The sequence below is a fragment of the Paenibacillus sp. S-38 genome (assembly GCF_049942825.1).
Taxonomy (GTDB): domain Bacteria; phylum Bacillota; class Bacilli; order Paenibacillales; family NBRC-103111; genus Paenibacillus_G.
On record NZ_CP187970.1, the window covers coordinates 2,852,083 to 2,871,222 of the forward strand.

The 19,140-nt window shown below is 57.9% G+C and carries 15 protein-coding genes; 12 read left to right on the forward strand and 3 right to left on the reverse strand.

What is annotated here, in order from left to right; translation table 11 throughout:
* Nucleotides 1–108: 108 nt before the first annotated feature.
* Nucleotides 109–1,677 carry an ABC-F family ATP-binding cassette domain-containing protein gene (locus tag ACP26L_RS13095; RefSeq protein ID WP_426453053.1) on the forward strand — a complete coding sequence of 523 codons (1,569 nt, stop codon included), beginning with the start codon at nt 109–111 and terminating at the stop codon, nt 1,675–1,677.
* 149 nt (nt 1,678–1,826) lie between these two features.
* Here ACP26L_RS13095 and ACP26L_RS13100 read toward each other — a convergent pair whose 3' ends face one another.
* Entirely contained in the window at nt 1,827–1,958 is a 132-nt protein-coding gene (locus ACP26L_RS13100; RefSeq protein WP_426453055.1) for a hypothetical protein, read from the reverse strand.
* A 221-nt stretch (nt 1,959–2,179) separates the two neighbouring features.
* Between ACP26L_RS13100 and ACP26L_RS13105 the strand changes: the two genes are divergently transcribed.
* The 3 genes from ACP26L_RS13105 to ACP26L_RS13115 all read left to right on the forward strand — a co-directional run bounded on the left by ACP26L_RS13105 (nt 2,180) and on the right by ACP26L_RS13115 (nt 4,530).
* A complete protein-coding gene (locus ACP26L_RS13105; RefSeq protein WP_426454923.1) occupies nt 2,180–3,211 on the forward strand; it encodes a LacI family DNA-binding transcriptional regulator in 1,032 nt (343 codons plus the stop codon).
* Between the two features lie 97 nt (nt 3,212–3,308).
* Nucleotides 3,309–3,602 (forward strand): DUF6509 family protein, encoded by a 294-nt coding sequence (locus ACP26L_RS13110; protein ID WP_426454924.1) that lies wholly within the window; start codon nt 3,309–3,311, stop codon nt 3,600–3,602.
* Nucleotides 3,603–3,828: 226 nt separating this feature from the next.
* Nucleotides 3,829–4,530, forward strand: a complete 702-nt coding sequence (locus ACP26L_RS13115) for a sulfite exporter TauE/SafE family protein (protein ID WP_426453057.1) — start codon at nt 3,829–3,831, stop codon at nt 4,528–4,530.
* 275 nt (nt 4,531–4,805) lie between these two features.
* Here the strand turns inward: ACP26L_RS13115 and ACP26L_RS13120 are convergent, their stop codons facing one another.
* Complete coding sequence (locus ACP26L_RS13120) at nt 4,806–5,243, reverse strand: hypothetical protein (protein ID WP_426453058.1); 438 nt, start codon at nt 5,241–5,243, stop codon at nt 4,806–4,808.
* Between the two features lie 208 nt (nt 5,244–5,451).
* On the opposite strand from ACP26L_RS13120, the gene ACP26L_RS13125 reads away from it, so the two are divergent.
* From ACP26L_RS13125 to ACP26L_RS13150, 6 genes are all read left to right on the forward strand, one after another.
* Entirely contained in the window at nt 5,452–7,290 is a 1,839-nt protein-coding gene (locus ACP26L_RS13125) for a cache domain-containing sensor histidine kinase (protein WP_426453060.1), read from the forward strand.
* Nucleotides 7,265–8,827, forward strand: a complete 1,563-nt coding sequence (locus tag ACP26L_RS13130) for a response regulator transcription factor (RefSeq protein ID WP_426453062.1) — start codon at nt 7,265–7,267, stop codon at nt 8,825–8,827. Before ACP26L_RS13125 ends, ACP26L_RS13130 begins: the two co-directional genes overlap by 26 nt.
* Nucleotides 8,828–8,926: 99 nt before the next feature.
* The gene (locus ACP26L_RS13135) at nt 8,927–10,264 is read left to right on the forward strand and encodes an ABC transporter substrate-binding protein (RefSeq protein ID WP_426453064.1); all 1,338 of its coding nucleotides are present in this window, start codon (nt 8,927–8,929) and stop codon (nt 10,262–10,264) included.
* 14 nt (nt 10,265–10,278) lie between these two features.
* Nucleotides 10,279–11,157, forward strand: coding sequence for a carbohydrate ABC transporter permease (locus ACP26L_RS13140; protein WP_426453065.1), 879 nt, complete (start codon nt 10,279–10,281; stop codon nt 11,155–11,157).
* 30 nt (nt 11,158–11,187) lie between these two features.
* Nucleotides 11,188–12,090, forward strand: a complete 903-nt coding sequence (locus ACP26L_RS13145) for a carbohydrate ABC transporter permease (protein ID WP_426453067.1) — start codon at nt 11,188–11,190, stop codon at nt 12,088–12,090.
* A 236-nt stretch (nt 12,091–12,326) separates the two neighbouring features.
* Nucleotides 12,327–12,935, forward strand: coding sequence for a transglutaminase-like domain-containing protein (locus tag ACP26L_RS13150; RefSeq protein ID WP_426454925.1), 609 nt, complete (start codon nt 12,327–12,329; stop codon nt 12,933–12,935).
* Between the two features lie 118 nt (nt 12,936–13,053).
* Here ACP26L_RS13150 and ACP26L_RS13155 read toward each other — a convergent pair whose 3' ends face one another.
* On the reverse strand, nt 13,054–14,766 hold the full coding sequence (locus ACP26L_RS13155) for an agarase (protein ID WP_426453069.1): 1,713 nt from the start codon (nt 14,764–14,766) through the stop codon (nt 13,054–13,056).
* Nucleotides 14,767–15,180: 414 nt separating this feature from the next.
* Between ACP26L_RS13155 and ACP26L_RS13160 the strand changes: the two genes are divergently transcribed.
* Together ACP26L_RS13160 and ACP26L_RS13165 are read left to right on the forward strand one after the other, a co-directional pair.
* Nucleotides 15,181–17,442, forward strand: coding sequence for a putative bifunctional diguanylate cyclase/phosphodiesterase (locus ACP26L_RS13160; protein ID WP_426453070.1), 2,262 nt, complete (start codon nt 15,181–15,183; stop codon nt 17,440–17,442).
* A 27-nt stretch (nt 17,443–17,469) separates the two neighbouring features.
* Nucleotides 17,470–19,125, forward strand: a complete 1,656-nt coding sequence (locus tag ACP26L_RS13165) for a thiamine pyrophosphate-binding protein (protein ID WP_426453072.1) — start codon at nt 17,470–17,472, stop codon at nt 19,123–19,125.
* Nucleotides 19,126–19,140: the final 15 nt, after the last annotated feature.

Sequence of the window (19,140 nt, forward strand, 5' to 3'; positions counted from 1 at the left end):
GGGTTACCGGTTTTTTTATGTATCGGGGAAGGGACTGCGGCGTCTGTCTCATGATGCAGTGCAGGAGAACGGACGCCATTCCAGAATTATAGAGAGGAGGTGAATGGTGTGAGTTTGATTCGACTGGAGAATGTCACGAAGAAATATGAGGATACCCTGATCCTTCGGGATGTGTATTTCAAGGTGGGTGAAGGGGAAAGAGTGGCACTCATCGGCCGCAACGGAGCAGGCAAATCAACGGTCTTCAAGCTGATCCTGGGCCGGGAAGTGCCGACCGCTGGGAAAGTGGAAGTGAACGGGAACCTCAAGGTGGGGTATTTCTCCCAGTTCTCGGAGCTGGAGGGAGAGAACTCCGTCCAGCAGGAGCTGGAACTATGCTTTGAGCATATCCGCCAGATTGAACGGGAGCTGAAGGAGATTGAGGAGAAGATGGGGGCGGGTCCGGACGACCGGCAGATGGATGAACTGCTGAACCGGCAGGCGGAGCTCTTCGAGATGATGGAGCATCATGACGGCTGGAATGTACCGGTGTTGATCGACACGGTGCTGAGCAAGCTCGGATTCCACGACACGTCCCGCCACCAGCCGATCGGACAGCTGTCCGGGGGATGGAGGAACCGGGCCGCCCTCGCGAAGATGCTCATCCAGCAGCCGGATGTCGTGCTGCTCGACGAGCCGACGAATTATCTGGATCTCGACGGGCTGGTGTGGCTGGAGCAGTGGCTGAACCGGTTCGGCGGCGCGATGATCCTGATCTCGCATGACCGGCAGTTTATCGACAAGGTCGTTACCCGAATCGTGGAGATCGAGAATTACCATTTTCACGAATATGAGGGAAGCTATACGGAATACATACGGAAGAAAAAACTCCGCAAAAAGGAGCTCGACCGCCAGTTCGAATGGGAAGAACAGCTGCTGTTGATTGAGGCCGAAGGGATCGACAACAAGCGCCAGAAGAAATCGGGCGACCGCTTGTCCCGCAAGCTCGCGGATCTGAAGAAGCGTGTCGAGCCTAATCCGGTGAATGCGCTCATTACCGATATCTACCAGAACCTGCGGGTTCCGGATAACCTGTGCAGGGTTGAAGGAATCTGCAAGTCGTATGGGGACCGCACCCTGTTCCAGAACGTCAGCTTCGATATTCAGAAGGAAGACCGGCTGGCCATTCTAGGGCCGAACGGCAGCGGCAAATCGACCCTGATCAAAGCGCTGACCGGACAGGAGCCGCCCGACTCGGGCGAGATCCGCTGGGAGAAGGGCGTCTCATTCGCCTACTTCAACCGGATGTGGGAAGAGCTGGACGGGAAGGACACCGTCTCTCACGCCGTGAATGTTTACGGTCTTGGCCTGGATGCGCCCCGCAAGAAAGTAACCCGCTTCCTGTCCATGCTGCAGTTCTCCGAGGCCGACCAGCATAAAATGATCGGTCAGCTGTCCGGCGGGCAGCAGGCGAGGGTGGCGCTGGCCAAGTGTCTGCTGTCGGGAGCTTCGGTCATCGTACTCGACGAACCGACGAATCATCTCGACCTGGCGAGCATTCAAGTGATGGAGCAGGCGCTGATCCATTTTCCCGGCGCGGTGGTCACGGTCAGCCATGACCGGTTCTTCATCGATAAGATTGCTACGAAGACGCTGACCTTCGGGCCCGGCGGGACCATCACCGAGCAGAGCTTATAAGGAAGGATACAGCGGCGAAGACCGGCTTGGAATATCGCCGGCAGTGGGGAGTGACACTCGGGCTCCATCGAATGGGCGATCTTCGCGCGGCGGGTCGTGTCCGGAAGAAAGGGAGCCCCGTCTCCCAGGTAATGAATCCCGCCCGGTTATTAATTCAACTGGATCCAATCCGTATACAGCAGGATATAGCGGAGGACAAAGAAGGCAAGGACGAAGAGCAGACTGCCGGCCAGAAGCAGCAGACTGAGCAGCAGTGCGGAGTCGTACCGTTTTTTCGCCATCATAGACCCCCCAGATAAAAGAGATTAAGGAGATAAATCATCCTTATATCCATTATAAACAAACCACCTTTTGTAAAAAGTACTACATTGGACTAGTCCCCTGCAGCGGCCTGCCCCTTCTATTGTTTTAGCCGGGCGGCCCACCTATAATGGGAGGAAACCCGATGTTCTTCCGGCATGGGAGAAGACGGACGTGGTCAGGGGAAGGGCGGGGAGCCGGATTGGATAAAAAAATCATCGACGTGGCCCGGGCGGCCGGGGTGTCCCCAGCGACGGTCTCGAGGGTGCTGAACAATAGAGAGCTTGTCAAAGAGAAAACGCGGGAAAAGGTGCTGCAGGCGATCCGCGATATGAATTACCACCCGAATGCGGCCGCCAAGCAGCTTCGGTCCCAACGGACGATGACCATCGGCGTGATCGTGCCGGATATCAATGTGTCGCTGTTCGCCGAGATCATCAAGGGGGTCCAGAATAAAGCGGAATCCAAGGGCTACCATGTGATCATTTGCGACTACTCCGGGAGGAAAGGAAGGGAGCAGGAGTATTTTGCCCTGCTGCACAACCGGACGGTGGATGCGCTGATCTTCGTGTCCCCGGAGATGCCCTCTGAGGTGCTTGCGGAGGAGGCGGACAAGGGGTTCACGATCGGCGTAATCGGAAGGCAGATCGGACACGACTCGATCCCCTGCTGCTGTACGGATAATGTAGAGTTCTCGATGGAGGTCGTCGGGCATTTCGTCCGGCAGGGCCACCGGCGGATCGCCTTCATCAGCGGCTACCAAGAGGCCACCGACGCTTATGAGCGCCTGGAGGGGTATATGAAGGCTCTTCACCGCCACGGCCTGGGCTTCGAGCCGGAGCTGATCGAGAAGGGGGACTTCAGCGAAGAAAGCGGCTACCGTGCCCTACTCCGGCTGAGGGAGAAGGGGATTCCATTCACCGCGGTCTACACGGCCAATGACGAGATGGCGCTCGGCGTCTACAAAGCGTGCGGAGAGCGGGGCATCCACATCCCGGACGAGCTGGCGGTATTCGGCGTGGATAACAACCGCATCTCACGGTATATCACCCCGAATCTCAGCTCGGTGGAGCAGCCGGGCTATCTGATGGGTTCGATGCTGGCGGAGAAGCTGATCGCCATACTTGGGGAGGACAAGCCGGGCAGCGGGGGGATGACGGCTGGTCCGATTGAAGTGAAGTCCAGGCTGATCATCCGGGAGTCTTCCACCTTTGTGCGGCCAAGCGGGAGGTAGGCCGGCCGGGCCGGTTCGGAGGACAGGGGCCGAACGCTGGTCTTCCGCCCTTTTTCATGTATAATAGGGGGGCAGAAGTCTGGAAAGGATGATTCCATTGTTCAGTGTTACCGAATACAGCGTGGAGAAGGTCAAAGATCCGTTCGGCATCATTTCGGGCCAGCGCTATGAATTCAGGCTCGATCTCGAGGTGGAAGAGGATGACGAGCTCTACTCCGAGCAGGGCGTGTATGTGCGCGTCATTTACGGAGTGGATGAGAACCGCAGCGGCATCGTGAAGTATGACCTTTACGAGCGCAGCAGCGACAAATACCTGGAGTTCGACCTCGAAGACGAAGAGGTGCAGACCCTCGAGCACTTCTGTAGAGAGCGTCTTGAGGAAGCGGAATAAGTGTAAGCAAGAAGGGTGTCCGTTCCGGATGGGGCGAGGCACCCTTTTTATATGCGGGGGTTGCCGGCCGGCGGCGCCTCGCTTCCTTCGTCAATGGAGAGATGACGAATTTAATAGATGACGAATGCCGGAGGGTGTGTTACATTAAGTAACATAGGTAACACGATGTTTTGAGAATGTAACACGGAACACGGATTTGGATTAAGGGAGCAGGGGGTTGTTGGTAATGGAAGTCAGTTTACTGTCGATTCTGGCTCTGGGCTTTATCCTCGGCATCAAGCACGCCGTGGAGCCGGACCATGTCATCGCCGTATCGACGATCGCGAGCCAGAGCAAGAAGCTGTCCAGATCTTCCCTGGCGGGGGTCTATTGGGGAATCGGCCACACGGCCACTTTGTTCATCGTCGGTGTGATTCTGATTCTCATGAAAAATGAAATCCCGGAGAAATGGGCGATGTCCCTGGAATTCCTCGTGGGCATCATGCTGGTGTATCTCGGAATTACTACGATGCTGTCCTTCCGGAAAATCAAAGTACATACGCATGAACAGGGCGGGGCGCCTCATCTGCATCTTCCTCCATCGGACGATCGGGCATCCTCCCGGTCCCGTGTTTCTTATGGGAAGTCCATGCTGATCGGGCTCGTGCATGGTCTGGCGGGAAGCGGGGCTATGGTGCTGCTTACGATGAGTACAGTGCGGAGCGCCTGGGAAGGAGCCGTTTATATCCTGATCTTCGGGGCGGGAACGGTAGCGGGCATGCTCTTCTTTACTACGGTGATCGGAATCCCGTTCGTGCTTACGGCAGGCAAATCACGCCTGAATACCCCGCTCACTTCCTTGACCGGGATCGTCAGCACGGGCTTCGGGATTTATTACATGTACAATCTCGGGGTTACCGAAGGGCTGTTCAAGCTGTGGATGGGGTAGCCGGGCTGAGGAGCAGCCGGTAGGAACGTGCCTGAACCGGAATGCAGCGGATACAGTATGTACCTGTCCCAAAACCAAACTAACGTCTTTAGGACCAGAGAGGCTGCCGTCAGGCAGTCTTTTTTTTGAACGACAAGAATGTAGATCTAGCCTGGGCTCGTGGGCAAAAGCCTCGATATAAAAAAGGCCATCGGAAAACCGATGGCCCAGCCAATCCTGATCAAGCTTCAACACGTGCTGCGGTACCTGCTGCCGCACAAGGAGCGGATTTCCCGTCAATCATAGAAGGAAACCGTAGCCGTGCCTCCGAAAGCTTTGTACACATAGAACTCCGCCCGTTTGTTATCGCCGTCCACGAAACCGCCGATGCTGCGGAAGGCGCCGCATGCGCCGGGATACAGGTAGACGTAGCCTACCCGTTCGTCGGGGTTGCCGTCAGGATCGTCTTCATACAGGTTGTAGTAGCCCGAGGGACCGGATTCCAGACAGACGAGGAAATCGCCTCCGGCTGATTTAGCAACCGCGCTCGAGTAGGTGAAGGTGGAGGAGCCGACATAATCCCATTCGCCGGCTCCGGCAGGGGCGGCCTGGGCTTTCTCGACAGTCGGTATGGCAGCGCTTTCGGCTGCCGATGCGCTGCCTAAAGGAAGAGCCAGAACGCAGGATAACGCCAGAGAGAGCAAACGGACCTGTTTTGGAACCCATTTCAACATCATCATACCCCCCATATAAAGTAAATGATTTACATTACGTTAACAATCTAACATATTGTGGATGTCGAAGTAACCTTTTCGGTGTCGAATAAAATACAATCAAGGCCGATGGAGAGAAGGCCCTGCAGGCGGGCCCATTCTGTCAAGCAGGAAATCGTCCCCCCGTATCCGAATCCCTCTACCAATCAGTTACGAATGGAGGGACATCATGCCCAGCGCCTTATTCTCCCGGTGGAAGAGGTTCTTCGATCGGTATGTCAAAGGTTTTCATTCCATTGCGGTCCAGCTCTACCTGCTCTTCTTTATCTCGATTCTTATCCCGGTCCTGATCGGCGGATACCTGTCGTACCAGAAATCGGCCCGCATGATTGAAGAGCAGGTCAGCCACGTGGCGACACTGACGATCAAGCAGGTGCGCGATAACCTGGATTTCGTCTTCAAGCGGCTCGACGATACCTCGATGCGGCTGTTCAGCTCGCCGCTCATCCAGGAAGCGCTGGAAACCAAGGCCTCCGAGCCCTTCGAACAGTTCAAGCTGAATTATGACGCTAGGCAGTTCCTCTACCAGCTCATCATGAACATGCCGGAGATTATGGATATCTACATCCTGGACGTGGACCGGCAGAACTCGGTGATTTCCTCCTCGATCCAGAGCCTGACCGACCCCTGGCAGTCGGAGTGGTACAAGCGGATCGTGGAAGCGGATGGACGCACGGTCTGGTTCGGCCTCTCCAATATTTCCTACCTCAAAGGCGTCGATATGGGCATCCCGGTGTTCGGGGTGGGCCGGACGGTGAAGGAGGTCGAGACGGGCCGCATCATCGGCGTCATGTTCATTGAAGTCCGGGGCAAGGTGCTGACCGAGACGCTGGGGGAGATGCGTTTTGGCCGGACAGGCTACACGTTCCTGGTCGATGATAGCAACCGGTTCGCTTACCACAGCGACGCTTCCTTGTACGGTCAGCGCTCCGCGCTTCAGCTCCCCGATCAGACGGAGGTTCTGGAGGTCGAAGGCCGCCAGCAGATGGTGATTCCGGCGGTGCTGGGCAACGGCTGGAAGGTTACCGGGATCGTACCGCTGGAGGAGCTCGTCGCCGGAACCGTGGAGATCCGCGACCTTACGGTGTGGATTGCTCTGGGCTCGGGCTTGGTGGCCCTGATCATGGGCTACTATGTTGCGCAGCGGATCGGCCGCCCGCTGGTGCATCTGAGCCAGCTCATGCACCGGGGGGAGACTGGGGATCTGACAGTGCGTGCCCCGATTCAGGGGCGCAACGAGATCGGGCGGCTTAGCCGCAGCTTCAATAAGATGATCGCCCGGATTCAGCAGCTTATTGCAAGGATCGCGGAAGAGGAGGGCGAGAAGAAGAAGGCCGAGATCCGGGCGCTGCGCTACCAGATCAACCCGCATTTTTTGTACAACACGCTGAATACCATTCGCTGGATGGCCAAGCTGCAGCGCACCGACGATGTGGCGGCCATGATCTCGACGCTCGTGCATATTCTCGAATCCAGCCTGGAGCGGACCGGTCCGATCGTTACGCTGGGAGAAGAGCTGCAGCTGCTGGAGAAGTATATGATCATCCAGCAGTACCGCTATAATAACGGAATTACGCTTCGCGTACAGTGCCCGCCGGAGCTCTCCGGCCTGACGATGCCGAGGATGCTGCTGCAGCCGGTGGTGGAGAATGCCATATTCCACGGCATTGCGCCGAGGGATGACCATGGGGCGGTCGGCATCACGGTCTACAGCCAGGGGGAGGATGCCGTGATTGTCATCGAGGATGACGGTATCGGGATTCCACCGGAGAAGCTGCCTTATCTGCTAAGCGGGAGCGGGGGCAGCCGGGCGGGGGGGATGACGCGCATCGGACTCTCCCATGTTCACCAGACGCTTCAGCTCTACTACGGGAGCCAGTATGGGGTTTCGGTGGAGAGCCGTGAAGGTGCGGGAACGCGTGTACAGCTTTCGTTTCCCATGCAGTCCAACATGTTTCCGAAACAACCGAAGGAGGAAGCCTATGTACAGAGTTCTGCTCGTGGATGATGAGCCGCTCGCCCGGATGGGCCTGCGGGAGACGTTCGATTGGGAAGGAAACGGTTACCGGGTCGTTGGCGAGGCTTCGAACGGCCGCAGTGCGCTGCCCTGGATCGAGCGGGGAGAAGTGGATATTCTCATCACGGATATCGCCATGCCGGTCATGGACGGCATGGAGCTGATGCGTGTGGCCAGGGAGCGGTGCCCGTCGCTTAAGATTATCCTGCTGAGCTGCCACAGCGATTTTGCCTATGTCCGGGAAGGAATACGGATGGGGGCGACGGATTACCTGCTGAAGCCGACCATGCAGCCTTCGGATCTGAAGGAAGTGCTGGACAAAGCGAGATCCCAGGCCGAGGAGGAGCGCCGAATCCGCGACCTAATGGAGCACCGGAAGCTGGCGCAGCGCAGGGAGGAGCTGGAGAAGGCCTTTGCCCGGCTGCTTATGGGGGAAGAGACGGCGGAGTCCACAGCTCCCGAGCTGCATTGGCTGGAAGCCGGTTACCGGGCCGTCGTCGCCGAGCTCGACGGGGCGGCGAAGCTGCGTTCGGAGGAAGGCGGGATCTACACGGAGATCCTGATGGAAGAGCTGCAGGAGAGCTTTTATGAGGAATACGGCGGTGAGGGCATCGCTCTGCGCGTCGGTGCGGAGCAGCTCATTCTTGTGCTGCGGTGCACGGAGGGACTGCAGCGGCTGCAGGCCAAGGCGGCCGAACGGGGGAGCTCCATGACCCTTGGGGTGAGCGGTCAGGCAGCCGGTGCGGCGGGCTTCCGCCGGGCGGTCCGGGAGGGACGCGAGGCTTCGCGTCTGCGCTTCTATGAAGGCCCGGGTGCCCTTCGCGAGTACCGCGGGGAGCCGGCCGGAGCCGGCGCAGCCCGTGCCCGGGAGGCGCAGGAGAAGCTGCTCACCGCGCTGGAAGGGCAGATCGCAGGCGGGCGGGCTGAGGAGGCGTCCCGCCTGCTTGACGAGCTGGCGGACCAGTGGCGCAGGCACCGCCCGTCCCCGGCGGAGGTGAAGCGCCAGGCCCGGGACCTGCTCGCTTCGATGCGCCTTCCGGCGGATGCGGGCGGCGAGGCGGCCGAACGCCTGGATGCGCTGCGGGCGATGGAATCGCTCGAGGAGGTCCGCTGCCTGCTGCATGGGGCGCTGCATTCGCTTGAACGGGCCGACGCCCGGCCGGCGGGCAGCGAGGATGCGGGGCTGCACCGGCGCATCGTCACGCAGGCGCTCCATTATCTTGGGAGCAACTATACCCGCAATATTTCACTTCAGGACGTCGCGGATCATGTGGCGGTCAGCCGCAACTATTTCAGTGAGCTCTTCAAGAAGGTGACGGGCCAGAATTTCATCGACCATCTGATCCATCTGCGGCTTGAGCATGCATGCAGCCTGCTAAGGACCACTACACTGCGCGTGTATGAAGTGGCGGAGCTCTCCGGCTTCAATGATGTCAAGTATTTCAGCAAGGCCTTCAAGAAAGTGATGAGGGTGTCGCCGGCGGACTATCGGGAGAAGGGACAAGCGGGCGGAGAAGAGGGCTCCTAATCTCAGGAAATCATGACACCATTTCGGAATAAAAGCGGTTACAAAGAACGGGTCCGCAGGGCTATACTGAAAGCGTATTCAAATTCGGGGGTCGAAAGGATGATCAGTATGAAATGGAATGCACGCGTACCGTTTGTGATGGGGGCCGCTGTACTGGCTATGCTGCCGCTGCTTCAGGCCTGCGGTACGGATAGCGGAGCCGGCGGGACGGCGGATTCGGGCTCTTCCGGAGGGAAGGTCAAGATCAAGTGGTCGACGTGGGGGAATCCGGGCGAGCTCGGACGATTCCAGGAATTCACGAAAGACTATAACGCCAAGCATCCGAACGTGGAGGTCGAGCTCATTCCGATCCCTGCCGACTATGACCAGAAGATTCTGACCCAGCTCAGCGGCGGAGCGGCACCGGATGTGTTCTATGCGGGCGACGCGGCGATCGTCAAGATGATCGAGAACGGCACGATCGCCGACCTGAGTACATACATGAAAGACGCGAACAGCAAAATCAAGCCGGACTCGTTCTTCCCGGGCCTCTGGGGGGCGGCGAAGAAGGGAGATCAGATCTACGGGGTGCCGGTGGACTGCAACCCGCTCATCCTGTGGTACAACAAGAAGCTGCTCCAGGAATCCGGCGTCAGCGTCCTGCCTGCCGATCTGCATGAGAAGGGCGAATGGACCTGGGCGGCCTTCCAAGGCGTGCTCGAGAAGCTGCGGGCAGCCGGCAAGCACGGCTTCGTGCTTGATAATTCGTGGACGAATTATTACAGCTTCGCCTCCTCTAACGGAGGGAAGGTCTACAACGAGCAAGGGGAGTTTGTTGCGGACAAGGATCCGAAGACCGTCGAAGCGTTCAAGTTCCTGTATGACAATGTGAAGCAAAAGAACATGACCTTCGCCGGCACGCTGCCGAAGGGGCAGGGCGGAGACGCCATGTTCATGTCGAACCAGGTGGGCTTCGTTACGGCTGGCCGCTGGTACCTTCCGATCTTCAAGCAGAACAAGGACCTGCAGTTCGACATCGTGCCTTACCCGACGAATACGGGCAAGAAGATCGAGCCGGCGGCGATCGCCGCAGCCTATATGGTAATGAATAAGAGCACGAAGCATCCGAAAGAAGCGTTCGACTTCATTAACGAATTCAATGCCAAGGAAGGCCAGACCTTCCGTCTGCAGGGCGGCGGCAATGCGGTTCCATCCGTCGAAGGGGCTGACGCGGTCGTCATGGAAGGCAATGTGCCGGAGCATGCGAAATTCTTCCTCGATACCCGAGCGGTCGGCTATGCCCTTATGCCTGCTGAAGCGGGGGTACCGGGCCTCAGCAAGGTCATCACCGATGAGATGGAGACGCTCTGGCTGAAGGACGGCAAGCTCGATGAGACGCTGAAGTCGCTCGGCACGAAGGCGAACCAGAAGATCCAAGAATACAAGTCGGGCAAGTAACGGGGGATGAGGCTATGAACAAACGCGTATCGGAAGGGCTGTGGGGGTATCTCTTTATTCTCCCGCAGTCCCTCGGCCTCCTGGTGTTCGCCCTGATCCCGCTCATCTCCGCCTTCACGCTCAGTATGATGAAGTGGGACGGGTTCGGCGCCAAGCAGTTCGTCGGCCTGCAGAATTTTACCGGCCAGCTCGCTTCCGAGGATTTTCGTCTGTCGCTCTTCAACACGCTCTGGTACACGGTGCTCGTCGTTCCGTCCGGCATCCTGCTGGCCATCCTGGTAGCCGTAGCGCTGAATAAGGTGCGGGGCAAGGTGATCTACCGGCTGTTCTATTATATGCCGGTGGTCACCGGCTCCATCGCCGTGTCGATGGTATGGCTGTGGCTGCTCAACTCGGAGTTCGGTGTCATCAACGTTTACCTGAAGCAGTGGTTCGGCATCGAGGGACCGAATTGGCTCACGGACCGGGCTATGGTCATCCCGTCGATCGCTCTGCTCAGCGTCTGGTGGGGGCTCGGCGGCAACATGGTGCTGTTCCTTGCAGGGCTGCAGGGCATCTCGGCAAGCTATTACGAAGCGGCCCAGATCGACGGGGCCGGGAAGTTCCGGCAGTTCTGGCATATCACGCTGCCGCTGCTGTCGCCGACGACCTTCTTCGCGACGATCATGACGATCATCGGCTCGTTCCAGGTGTTCGACCAGTCGTTCGTCATGACGGGCGGCGGTCCGGCCAAGGCCAGCTATACGATGGTCTACCATATTTATCAGCTGGCGTTCGTGGATTTCACGTTCGGCAAAAGCGCCGCCGCCGCCGTCCTGCTGTTCATTCTGATCCTGTCGCTGACGCTGGTGCAGATGTACACGTCGAAGCGCTGGGTTCATTACGGCGACTGACGGCCTAGAGAGAGGAGGAGAGAGATCCCTATGGAAGCCAACATGCAAATGCGCACGCCGCCCAAAAGCAAATCGGCATCCGCCGGTCTGCTCCGTACGGACCGCAGCGGGGCGAGCCCGCTGGCAGGGCTCCTGCTGCACGCCGTGCTGATCGCCGGCGCCCTGCTCATGACAGGACCGTTCGTATGGATGATCCTGAGCTCGCTGAAGCAGTTTCACCAGATCTTCCTGATCCCTCCCCAATGGATCCCGGATCCTTGGGAGTGGGGCAATTACAAGCGCTCGTGGGAGGCACTACCCTTCGGACGCGCCTACTTCAACAGCGCCTACATCGCGGTGCTCTCGGTGATCGGCAAGCTGTTCACCTGCTCGATGGCGGCCTATGCCTTCGCCAAGATCCGCTTCCCGCTCCGCGAGCCGATCTTCGTGCTCTTCCTGGCGACGATGATGGTGCCGGGGCAGGTGACGATCATCCCGCTCTACCTCATGATGAAGAGCATCGGCTGGATCGACACCCACCTGGCGATCCTCGTGCCGGAGATTCTCTTCAGCGCCTTCGGGGTGTTCATGCTGCGCCAGTTCATGAAGAGCATCCCCGACGAGCTGGCCGAAGCCGCCGTCGTGGACGGCGCGAGCCGCTGGACGATCTACTGGCGCGTCATCCTTCCGCTGGTGCGGCCGGCGCTGGCAGCCCTCGGGATCTTCACCTTCCTCGGGCTGTGGAACAACTTCTTCGGACCGCTGATCTTCCTGAATACGCCGGAGAAATTCACCGTGCCGCTGCTGCTCAATATGTTCCGCGGCATGTATATTACCGACTGGACGCTGATGATGGCCGGCTCGTCGATCGCCGTCGTGCCCGTCCTGATCGTGTACCTCTTCGGCCAGCGGTACATTATCGAAGGCGTCACGCTGACCGGGATCAAAGGGTAACCGTTCCGTATCGTTCCGTTCGCCACAGCTCATCAAATGAAGAACTCCCCAGCCTGGTTTACGGCTGGGGAGTATTTGTTTTAGGATACGGTTCCGGATGGCGTAAAAATGAATTGTATAATTATTCATTATAATGCATAATCAATTATCATGCATAATTACTTCATCACGCCGAAGTACATAGGATTGGCTGCCATTTTCTATTACCTGTTAATTAGGAGGGGATATGTATGACTATGAAATTGAGCTGCGAATCGGATACGCTGGAGGATTATCTGGAAGAGTCGGAGTGGGCGGACTACAGCCACCCTTCGATCCGGGAGCTCGCGGATGAGCTTTACCGCGCTTCCGCCGATGAGGTCGTTTTTGTCCAGTCGGCATTCGAGTTTGTCCGTGACCGCATCTCGCATTCCTGGGATATTCAAAGCACGCGGATCACCAAGGGGGCTTCCGAGGTCCTCCGGTACCAAGAGGGAATCTGTTATGCCAAGTCGAATCTGCTGTGTGCGCTGCTGAGAAGTCAAGGGGTTCCCTCAGGCTACTGCTATCAGCGTCTGACCCTTGGGGATACGCCGGATACCGGCTACGTGATCCACGCGCTGAATGCCGTATACCTCCGGTCGCTCGGAAGATGGATCCGGCTGGATGCCCGCGGGAATAAACCGGGCGTAGACGCCCGGTTCTCGCTGGATGATGAGCGACTGGCCTTTCCGATACGGGAAGCCTATGACGAGAGGGATGATCCCTTGATTTACAAAGCGCCCCATCCCTCAACGACAGCCGCCCTGCTGCGGCACTCCGACTGCAGGGCGATGTATCTTCACGGACTGCCGTCCGAGCTGTAACACAGCTTGCGGATGGACGGAATGCCGGTGTGATGAACCCGGCTGTCCCCTCCGCTGTTCCCTGTCCGAACGGCCCTTCCAATCGTTTCCCGTTTCCCGAGCTTCATCGGGCTCGCCCTTACTTGGTTCTTACCGCCGCCTCCGTCGTCCGGAAGGGGGCTTTTTTGCCGAGCATCAGGTCATAGATGTTCTTGTTCGTCTCCGTCACGCCGGATAGGAACGTCTTATAGGGCCTGTCGGCGACATTCAAGAGGCCGAAGTTGTAGCTCTCGCCCTCCAAACCCTCGAACCACCGGCCGGTCGCCGGCTGGTCAAGGTAGGAGAACCAGTGCGTGCCGACCACGAAGCCCAGCGATGCGGCTTCTTCCACATAGGCGCGGTACAGACGCGCGCGCCCGTCTTCGCTGCCCGCCAGCAGAGGTGCGGACAGCCCCTGCTCCCGGGTGCCGAAGGCGAACTCCGTCAAGAGCACCGGCCGGCCGCCCGACTTGTCATATACATCCTGCAGCATCGTCCGGTCCAGCTGCGGGGAGTAGTGGTTGATGGAGATCACATCCATATACTTCCCGGCAGCCCTCGCCATCATGCCGCGGATCTTCGGGTGGTTCGAAGGCGTAGTCAGCCAGCGGTCCCCGAGAAGCAGATGATTCGTGTCATACTTGCGGAAAAGACGCTCCACCGTTCCGTAATAGGTGTCGAGATACAGCTCCAGGAAGGCATCCATGTCGCTGGCCGCCTGCGAGGAGGAGAGGGCAAGCGGCTCCTCATACAAGCGGTCGAAGGAGCTGAAGCCGGCCTTCCAGGCGGCGTTGAACTTGTCGACCGTGCCATATTCAGCGATGAGCATCTCCACGAGCTTGCGCTTGGACGGCGCCTGGCTGGCCTTCAGCTTCGGCACCTCGTTGATGATCCGGTGGTAATCGGATTCATTGCCAAGGAAGTATCCGACGATATAAGGATTATCCTTGTTCTGCGGAAGGGTCTTCGCGAACTGGGCATCGATCTTGGCTTCAATGCCATCCGCAAAAATATCGAAAATCTTCAGCCCGTCCACCTTCGCTTCCTTGATCTCCGAGAGCGGGAGAAAAGGGAAGTGGGCCACTTTGAACTCCGTGGCGTAGTTGGCCGGAGACCAGCCGCCGACGCTGTTAAAGCCCCATTTGCGGATGCGGGTGATGCTCTCCTGGTAGAATTCGCGGGAGGTGTAGGGCTGCCCGGTCTTGCGGACACGGTTCGCGACATAGAAGGAGAACGTATCCTTGGAATTCAGAAAGGCGGAGCGGTATTCCCCTTCATAGGGAGGGAGCCATTCGAAGTGATCTTCCTGGCCCTTGACCTGGGTATACGTATCATTCACCGTCAGGCCGTTGACGCCGAGGGAGAAGTACAGCGTGCCAAGAGGCGTGACAAGCACTTTACGGTCCTGCACCGTCTCGACATGGTAATAGCCGGTGGCCTTGAGCCCATAGGTTTCCCCGCTGCCCTTGAGACCTCCGTAAGCGTCCCAGTCCGGAGCCTGCAGACTGCCGTAATAGGCTTCATCGGCTTTGCGGTCCTGCTTCAGCGCTTCTTCGACGGTCACCTTCTCCTGGTACCGGGAGGAAGTAACCTGGCCGAAGCGGTCCACCCGGAGTGGTCCGGCCGCCGCGGATTCGCCTTGCACCGGCTGCTGCTTCTCATCCCCGGGGGGATTGGCGGGGACGCCCGCTCCGGGGAGGCCGCCGGGGAAGCCCGGCGGGGAGGAGAGCAGGGCTGCAGCTGCCGTCACCGCGGCCAGCACTACGATGCCCGCACTGAACCGGGCACCCGGAAATTTGAATGGTAAGATCACGCGTCGAAACCGTCCTTTCCTGCTAAACGTCCTCTCTAGGACGGCCCAGCCGTTTTAACATAATTCTACCAAAAAAGATCCGTAATGTTCCAATAATTTAAGGGGGTTCCGTGTCAATTTGGTGTTTATGGCGCTTGCAAGGCAGGAGCTGGAAAGCCTCCTGTATCGCGTTTCGCGATGTCGAAAACCAGGGAATGAACGGATGGGCAGGTCATCCGGTTTAGGGTCCATATTCCTACTTTTTCGATGATATCACCCTATTATGGAAGAAATTTGATGATAATGATCGAATTCCATAATTTAATATTAAAAAAATGTGATATTATGCGACAAAAACGGCCATTTGGTCTATAATATACCCAAAGACTTGGCGAAATAACAGATATACACGTCAAACAAAGGTAGGACTTTAAGATGAGCGGCATACCTAAAGATTACATTACCGCATCGAAGCGGTTTTGCGCCGAGGCCGGCATGGATTCCAAAGTGATCCCCGCTCCTGCCGTCGTGATGACAGAGGAGGAGCTGGAAGCCAAGCGCAAGGAATATGATGAAATCCTGTCGGTAGTCCAGTTCTTCGGGAACAAAGTGCTGCATTCCCTGAAAGGGACCCCCCTGCTGCTCTCCGTCGCAGATGAGAAAGGTTTCATTCTCCGCATGATGGGTGATGAGACCATCAGAAGCATGGTCAACGAGCTGGGAATCCGTCCCGGGGTACAGTTTACCGAGGAAGCGATGGGCACCAACGTAGTCTCCCTGTCTCTCATGCACAGCGGCCATCCGATCGAGCTGATCGGGCCTGACCACTACCATGAGTATCTGCATACGAGCGCTTGCTATGCGGTGGCGTTCCGGTACACGGACAATAACAATCTTCTCGGCTCCGTGTCCATCATGACGGCCATCGAATTTAAGAATCCCTTGATGATTACGATGCTGACGACGACGATCGACTCCATTGAAAGAGAGCTGCTGCTGCGGAAACAGAACCGGAAGCTGAACATCATGAACCAGATCATGCTTCAAAATACCCGCAACGGGATCATTATCACGGACAAAGAGGGTGTCATAACGGATTTCAACCAATTTGCCCAGGAACTTACGGGTCTGACTATCGAGGAGACGGTGGACAAGCCGGTCCTGCTGCTCGATCCGATGGGAGGGTTCATCCACTCCGTCATTGAGGAAGGCAAGCAGTATGAGGACATCCAGATCGAATTCGGCAGCCGGGACGGCAGCCGGCATAAGAACGTCTGTCTATTCGATGCGTTCCCGATCTATGACGAGTTCCGGAGAATCATTGGGGCGTTCGGCCAGTTCCGCAACATTACCGACCGCTACGAAGCCGAAGAGCGCTACAATTACCTGGCCAATCATGACGACCTGACAGACATTCCGAACCGCCGGTATTACAAAATGAAGCTGCATTCGATGATCGAGCAGGCGAAGATGGGGCTGCATCCGTATCAGATTGCCGTCATTTATCTTGATCTGGACCGCTTCAAGCTCGTGAACGACACGCTGGGCCATACCAACGGCGATATGCTTTTGAAGCTCGTCGTCGACCGCCTCAAATCGCTGCTGGCACCCGGGGATATCATCGCACGGATGGGCGGAGACGAATTCATGTTTATGCTTCCGGGGATCCTCTCGGTTGAGGAAGTGACCCGGCGCGTGGAAGATATTCTGAAGCTCTTCCATCAGCCGTTCAACATGAACGGGTACGAGTTCCACATCACGGCCAGCATCGGCATTGCCATGTACCCGGATGACGGTCTCGATATCGAGATGCTGATGATTCATGCCGATACGGCCATGTACAAGGCCAAGGAGCGGGGCAAGAATCAGTCCCTGCTTTATTCGGCGGACATGCAGACGAGATCCCACGAGAAAATCCGGATGGAGACTTCCCTGCGCCGGGCGCTCGAGAACAACGAATTTGTTCTCTATTATCAGCCCCAAATCGATATCCGGACCGGCAGGGTCAACGGGGTGGAGGCGCTGGTCCGCTGGCAGCATCCGGAGCGCGGCATCGTTTCGCCTTATGAATTCATTCCGCTGGCGGAAGAAACGGGGCTGATCATCCCGCTCGACCAATGGGTGCTGCGCACTGCCTGCCACCAGAACAAGAGATGGCAGGACATGGGTCTTGCCCCCCTGCGGATTGCCGTGAACCTGTCCTCGCAGCAGTTTGCGAAGGACTCACTGGTGGATATCGTCAGGAACTTCCTGGAGGAAAGCGGCCTGGAGGCGAAGTACCTGGAACTGGAGATTACCGAGACGATGACGATGGACGTGGAGCACACGATTCCGACATTGGAGAAGCTGCATGCGCTCGGCGTTCAAATCAGTATCGATGATTTCGGTACGGGATACAGCTCGCTCAATTATTTGAAGAAATTCTCGATCGACCGGCTGAAGATCGACCAGTCCTTTGTCCGCGATATTATGTTCGATGCCCATGATTCCGATATAGTGGGTACCATTATTGCGATGGCTCACGGCATGGGGCTTGAAGTGATCGCGGAGGGCGTGGAGGATGCGGGGCAGCTTCAGTTCCTGAGAAAGCAGCAATGCAATGAAGTACAGGGATATTATTACAGCAAACCCATTCCTGCAGATGAGTTCGAGGCGAAATACGAGCATCTGCAGCTCCTCGCGAAAAACAACGGATAAAGGCACCAAAGAGAAGGAGTACAACTTATGCAAACCGTGGCGCAATTGTTAGTGAAGCATCTCGCGGCTTGGGGCGTAACCCACGTGTTTGGGATCCCCGGCAAGCCCGTGACTCCCCTGGTGGTCGAAATGGACCGTCAAGGATTGACGTTCGTACTTAGCAAGCATGAAGGCGGGGCCGGCCTCGCCGCCGCAGGATATGCTTACGGCGGCAGATCCCTTGGCGTAGCTCTCGGCACCGCGGGGCCGGGGGGCGTGAATATGCTGACGGCTGCGGGACAGGCCCTGGCGTCGAATCTGCCGGTCCTGTTCCTGACAGGGCAGCCGCCGATCCGCGAGATCGGCAAAGTCCTCGGCCAGGACAGCACGATGTTCGGCACGGACCTCGTGAAGATGTTTGAGCCTGTCACCCGATTCAGCGCCCGTGTGGACCGGGGGGATCTCTTGAAGACGTATCTGCAGCATGCGCTTGAACAGGCCTTCACCGGCGCCAAGGGTCCCGTGCATTTGTCTATCCCCTCCGATGTGCTGATGGAACAGATTCCGGAATTCCAGCTGGCTCTTCCTACGCATTATCCGCCCGTGCTCTCCTCCAATCTTCAGGAGGTGTCGGATTTATTGGACAGCGCCGAGCGCCCGCTGCTGCTGCTGGGCGGCGGTGTGCACAACCAGGGGGCTTATAAGGAGCTTATGGCGTTCGCCGAGCTGTATAATCTCCCTGTGATCACGACACCTGGCGGCAAGGGGGCTTTCCCTTCGACCCATCCGCTCTCGGTCGGACCCTTCGGCCTTGGGGGAACAGACGCTGCCCATGACGTGTTGGCCCAGGGCATCGATGTGCTGGTAGCCGTAGGCACTCAGCTCAGCGATATGGAGACGGCCGGTATGGGGCCCGACCTCTTCCCGAAGCAGGTCGTACAGTTCGATTATGATGCCCGCTTCATCGGCAAATCATTACCGGTACCGACGCTTCCCGTACTGGGCGACCTGACGCTTAACCTGCGGAAGCTGGTGGAGCTCGGTTCGGGACGTGCCGCTCAGCGTGAGCTGGAAGCGGCCGCCCGGGAAGCCGTTGCCTGCGCACTGGAGACTGCGGTCGCGGCTGCGGCTGATACAGGAGGCGGAATGCTGAACGGCGAACAGGTGATGAAGCTTCTTCGCGAAGCGCTGCCGGCAAGCAGCCAGATGTTCGGGGACGCCGGCAGCCATTCGTTCTATGCCGTGAAGCACTTCGAGGTTCTGGAGCCTGGGACGTTTCACTTCGAGGAAGTCTATGCAACGATGGGCCGGGCAATCGGGTATGCAATCGGTGCCCAGCTGGCCGAGCCGGAGCGGGTGGTCGTATGCCTCACGGGAGACGGCTGTATGTTCATGAACGGGACCGAAGTCTCTACGGCGGTGAACTACGGTGCCCCTGTGCTCTTCGTGGTATTGAACAACGAAAGACTGGATATGGTGGATAAGGGAATGGCCCGGCATCTGGGCCGGGCGATCGGGACCGTCTACGAAACGCCGCTGAACGCGGCTCTCTTCGGGGAATCGATGGGAGCCCTGTCGTACCGCTGCCGTACCGCAGAAGAGCTGAGAGAGGCTATGGCCTCCGCCCTTGGGGCCAAGCGGACCGCTGTGATTGAGATTATGGTGGATCCTCTGGAGATTCCGCCGACGATGGCCCGGGGATAACGGTTGAACAGGAGT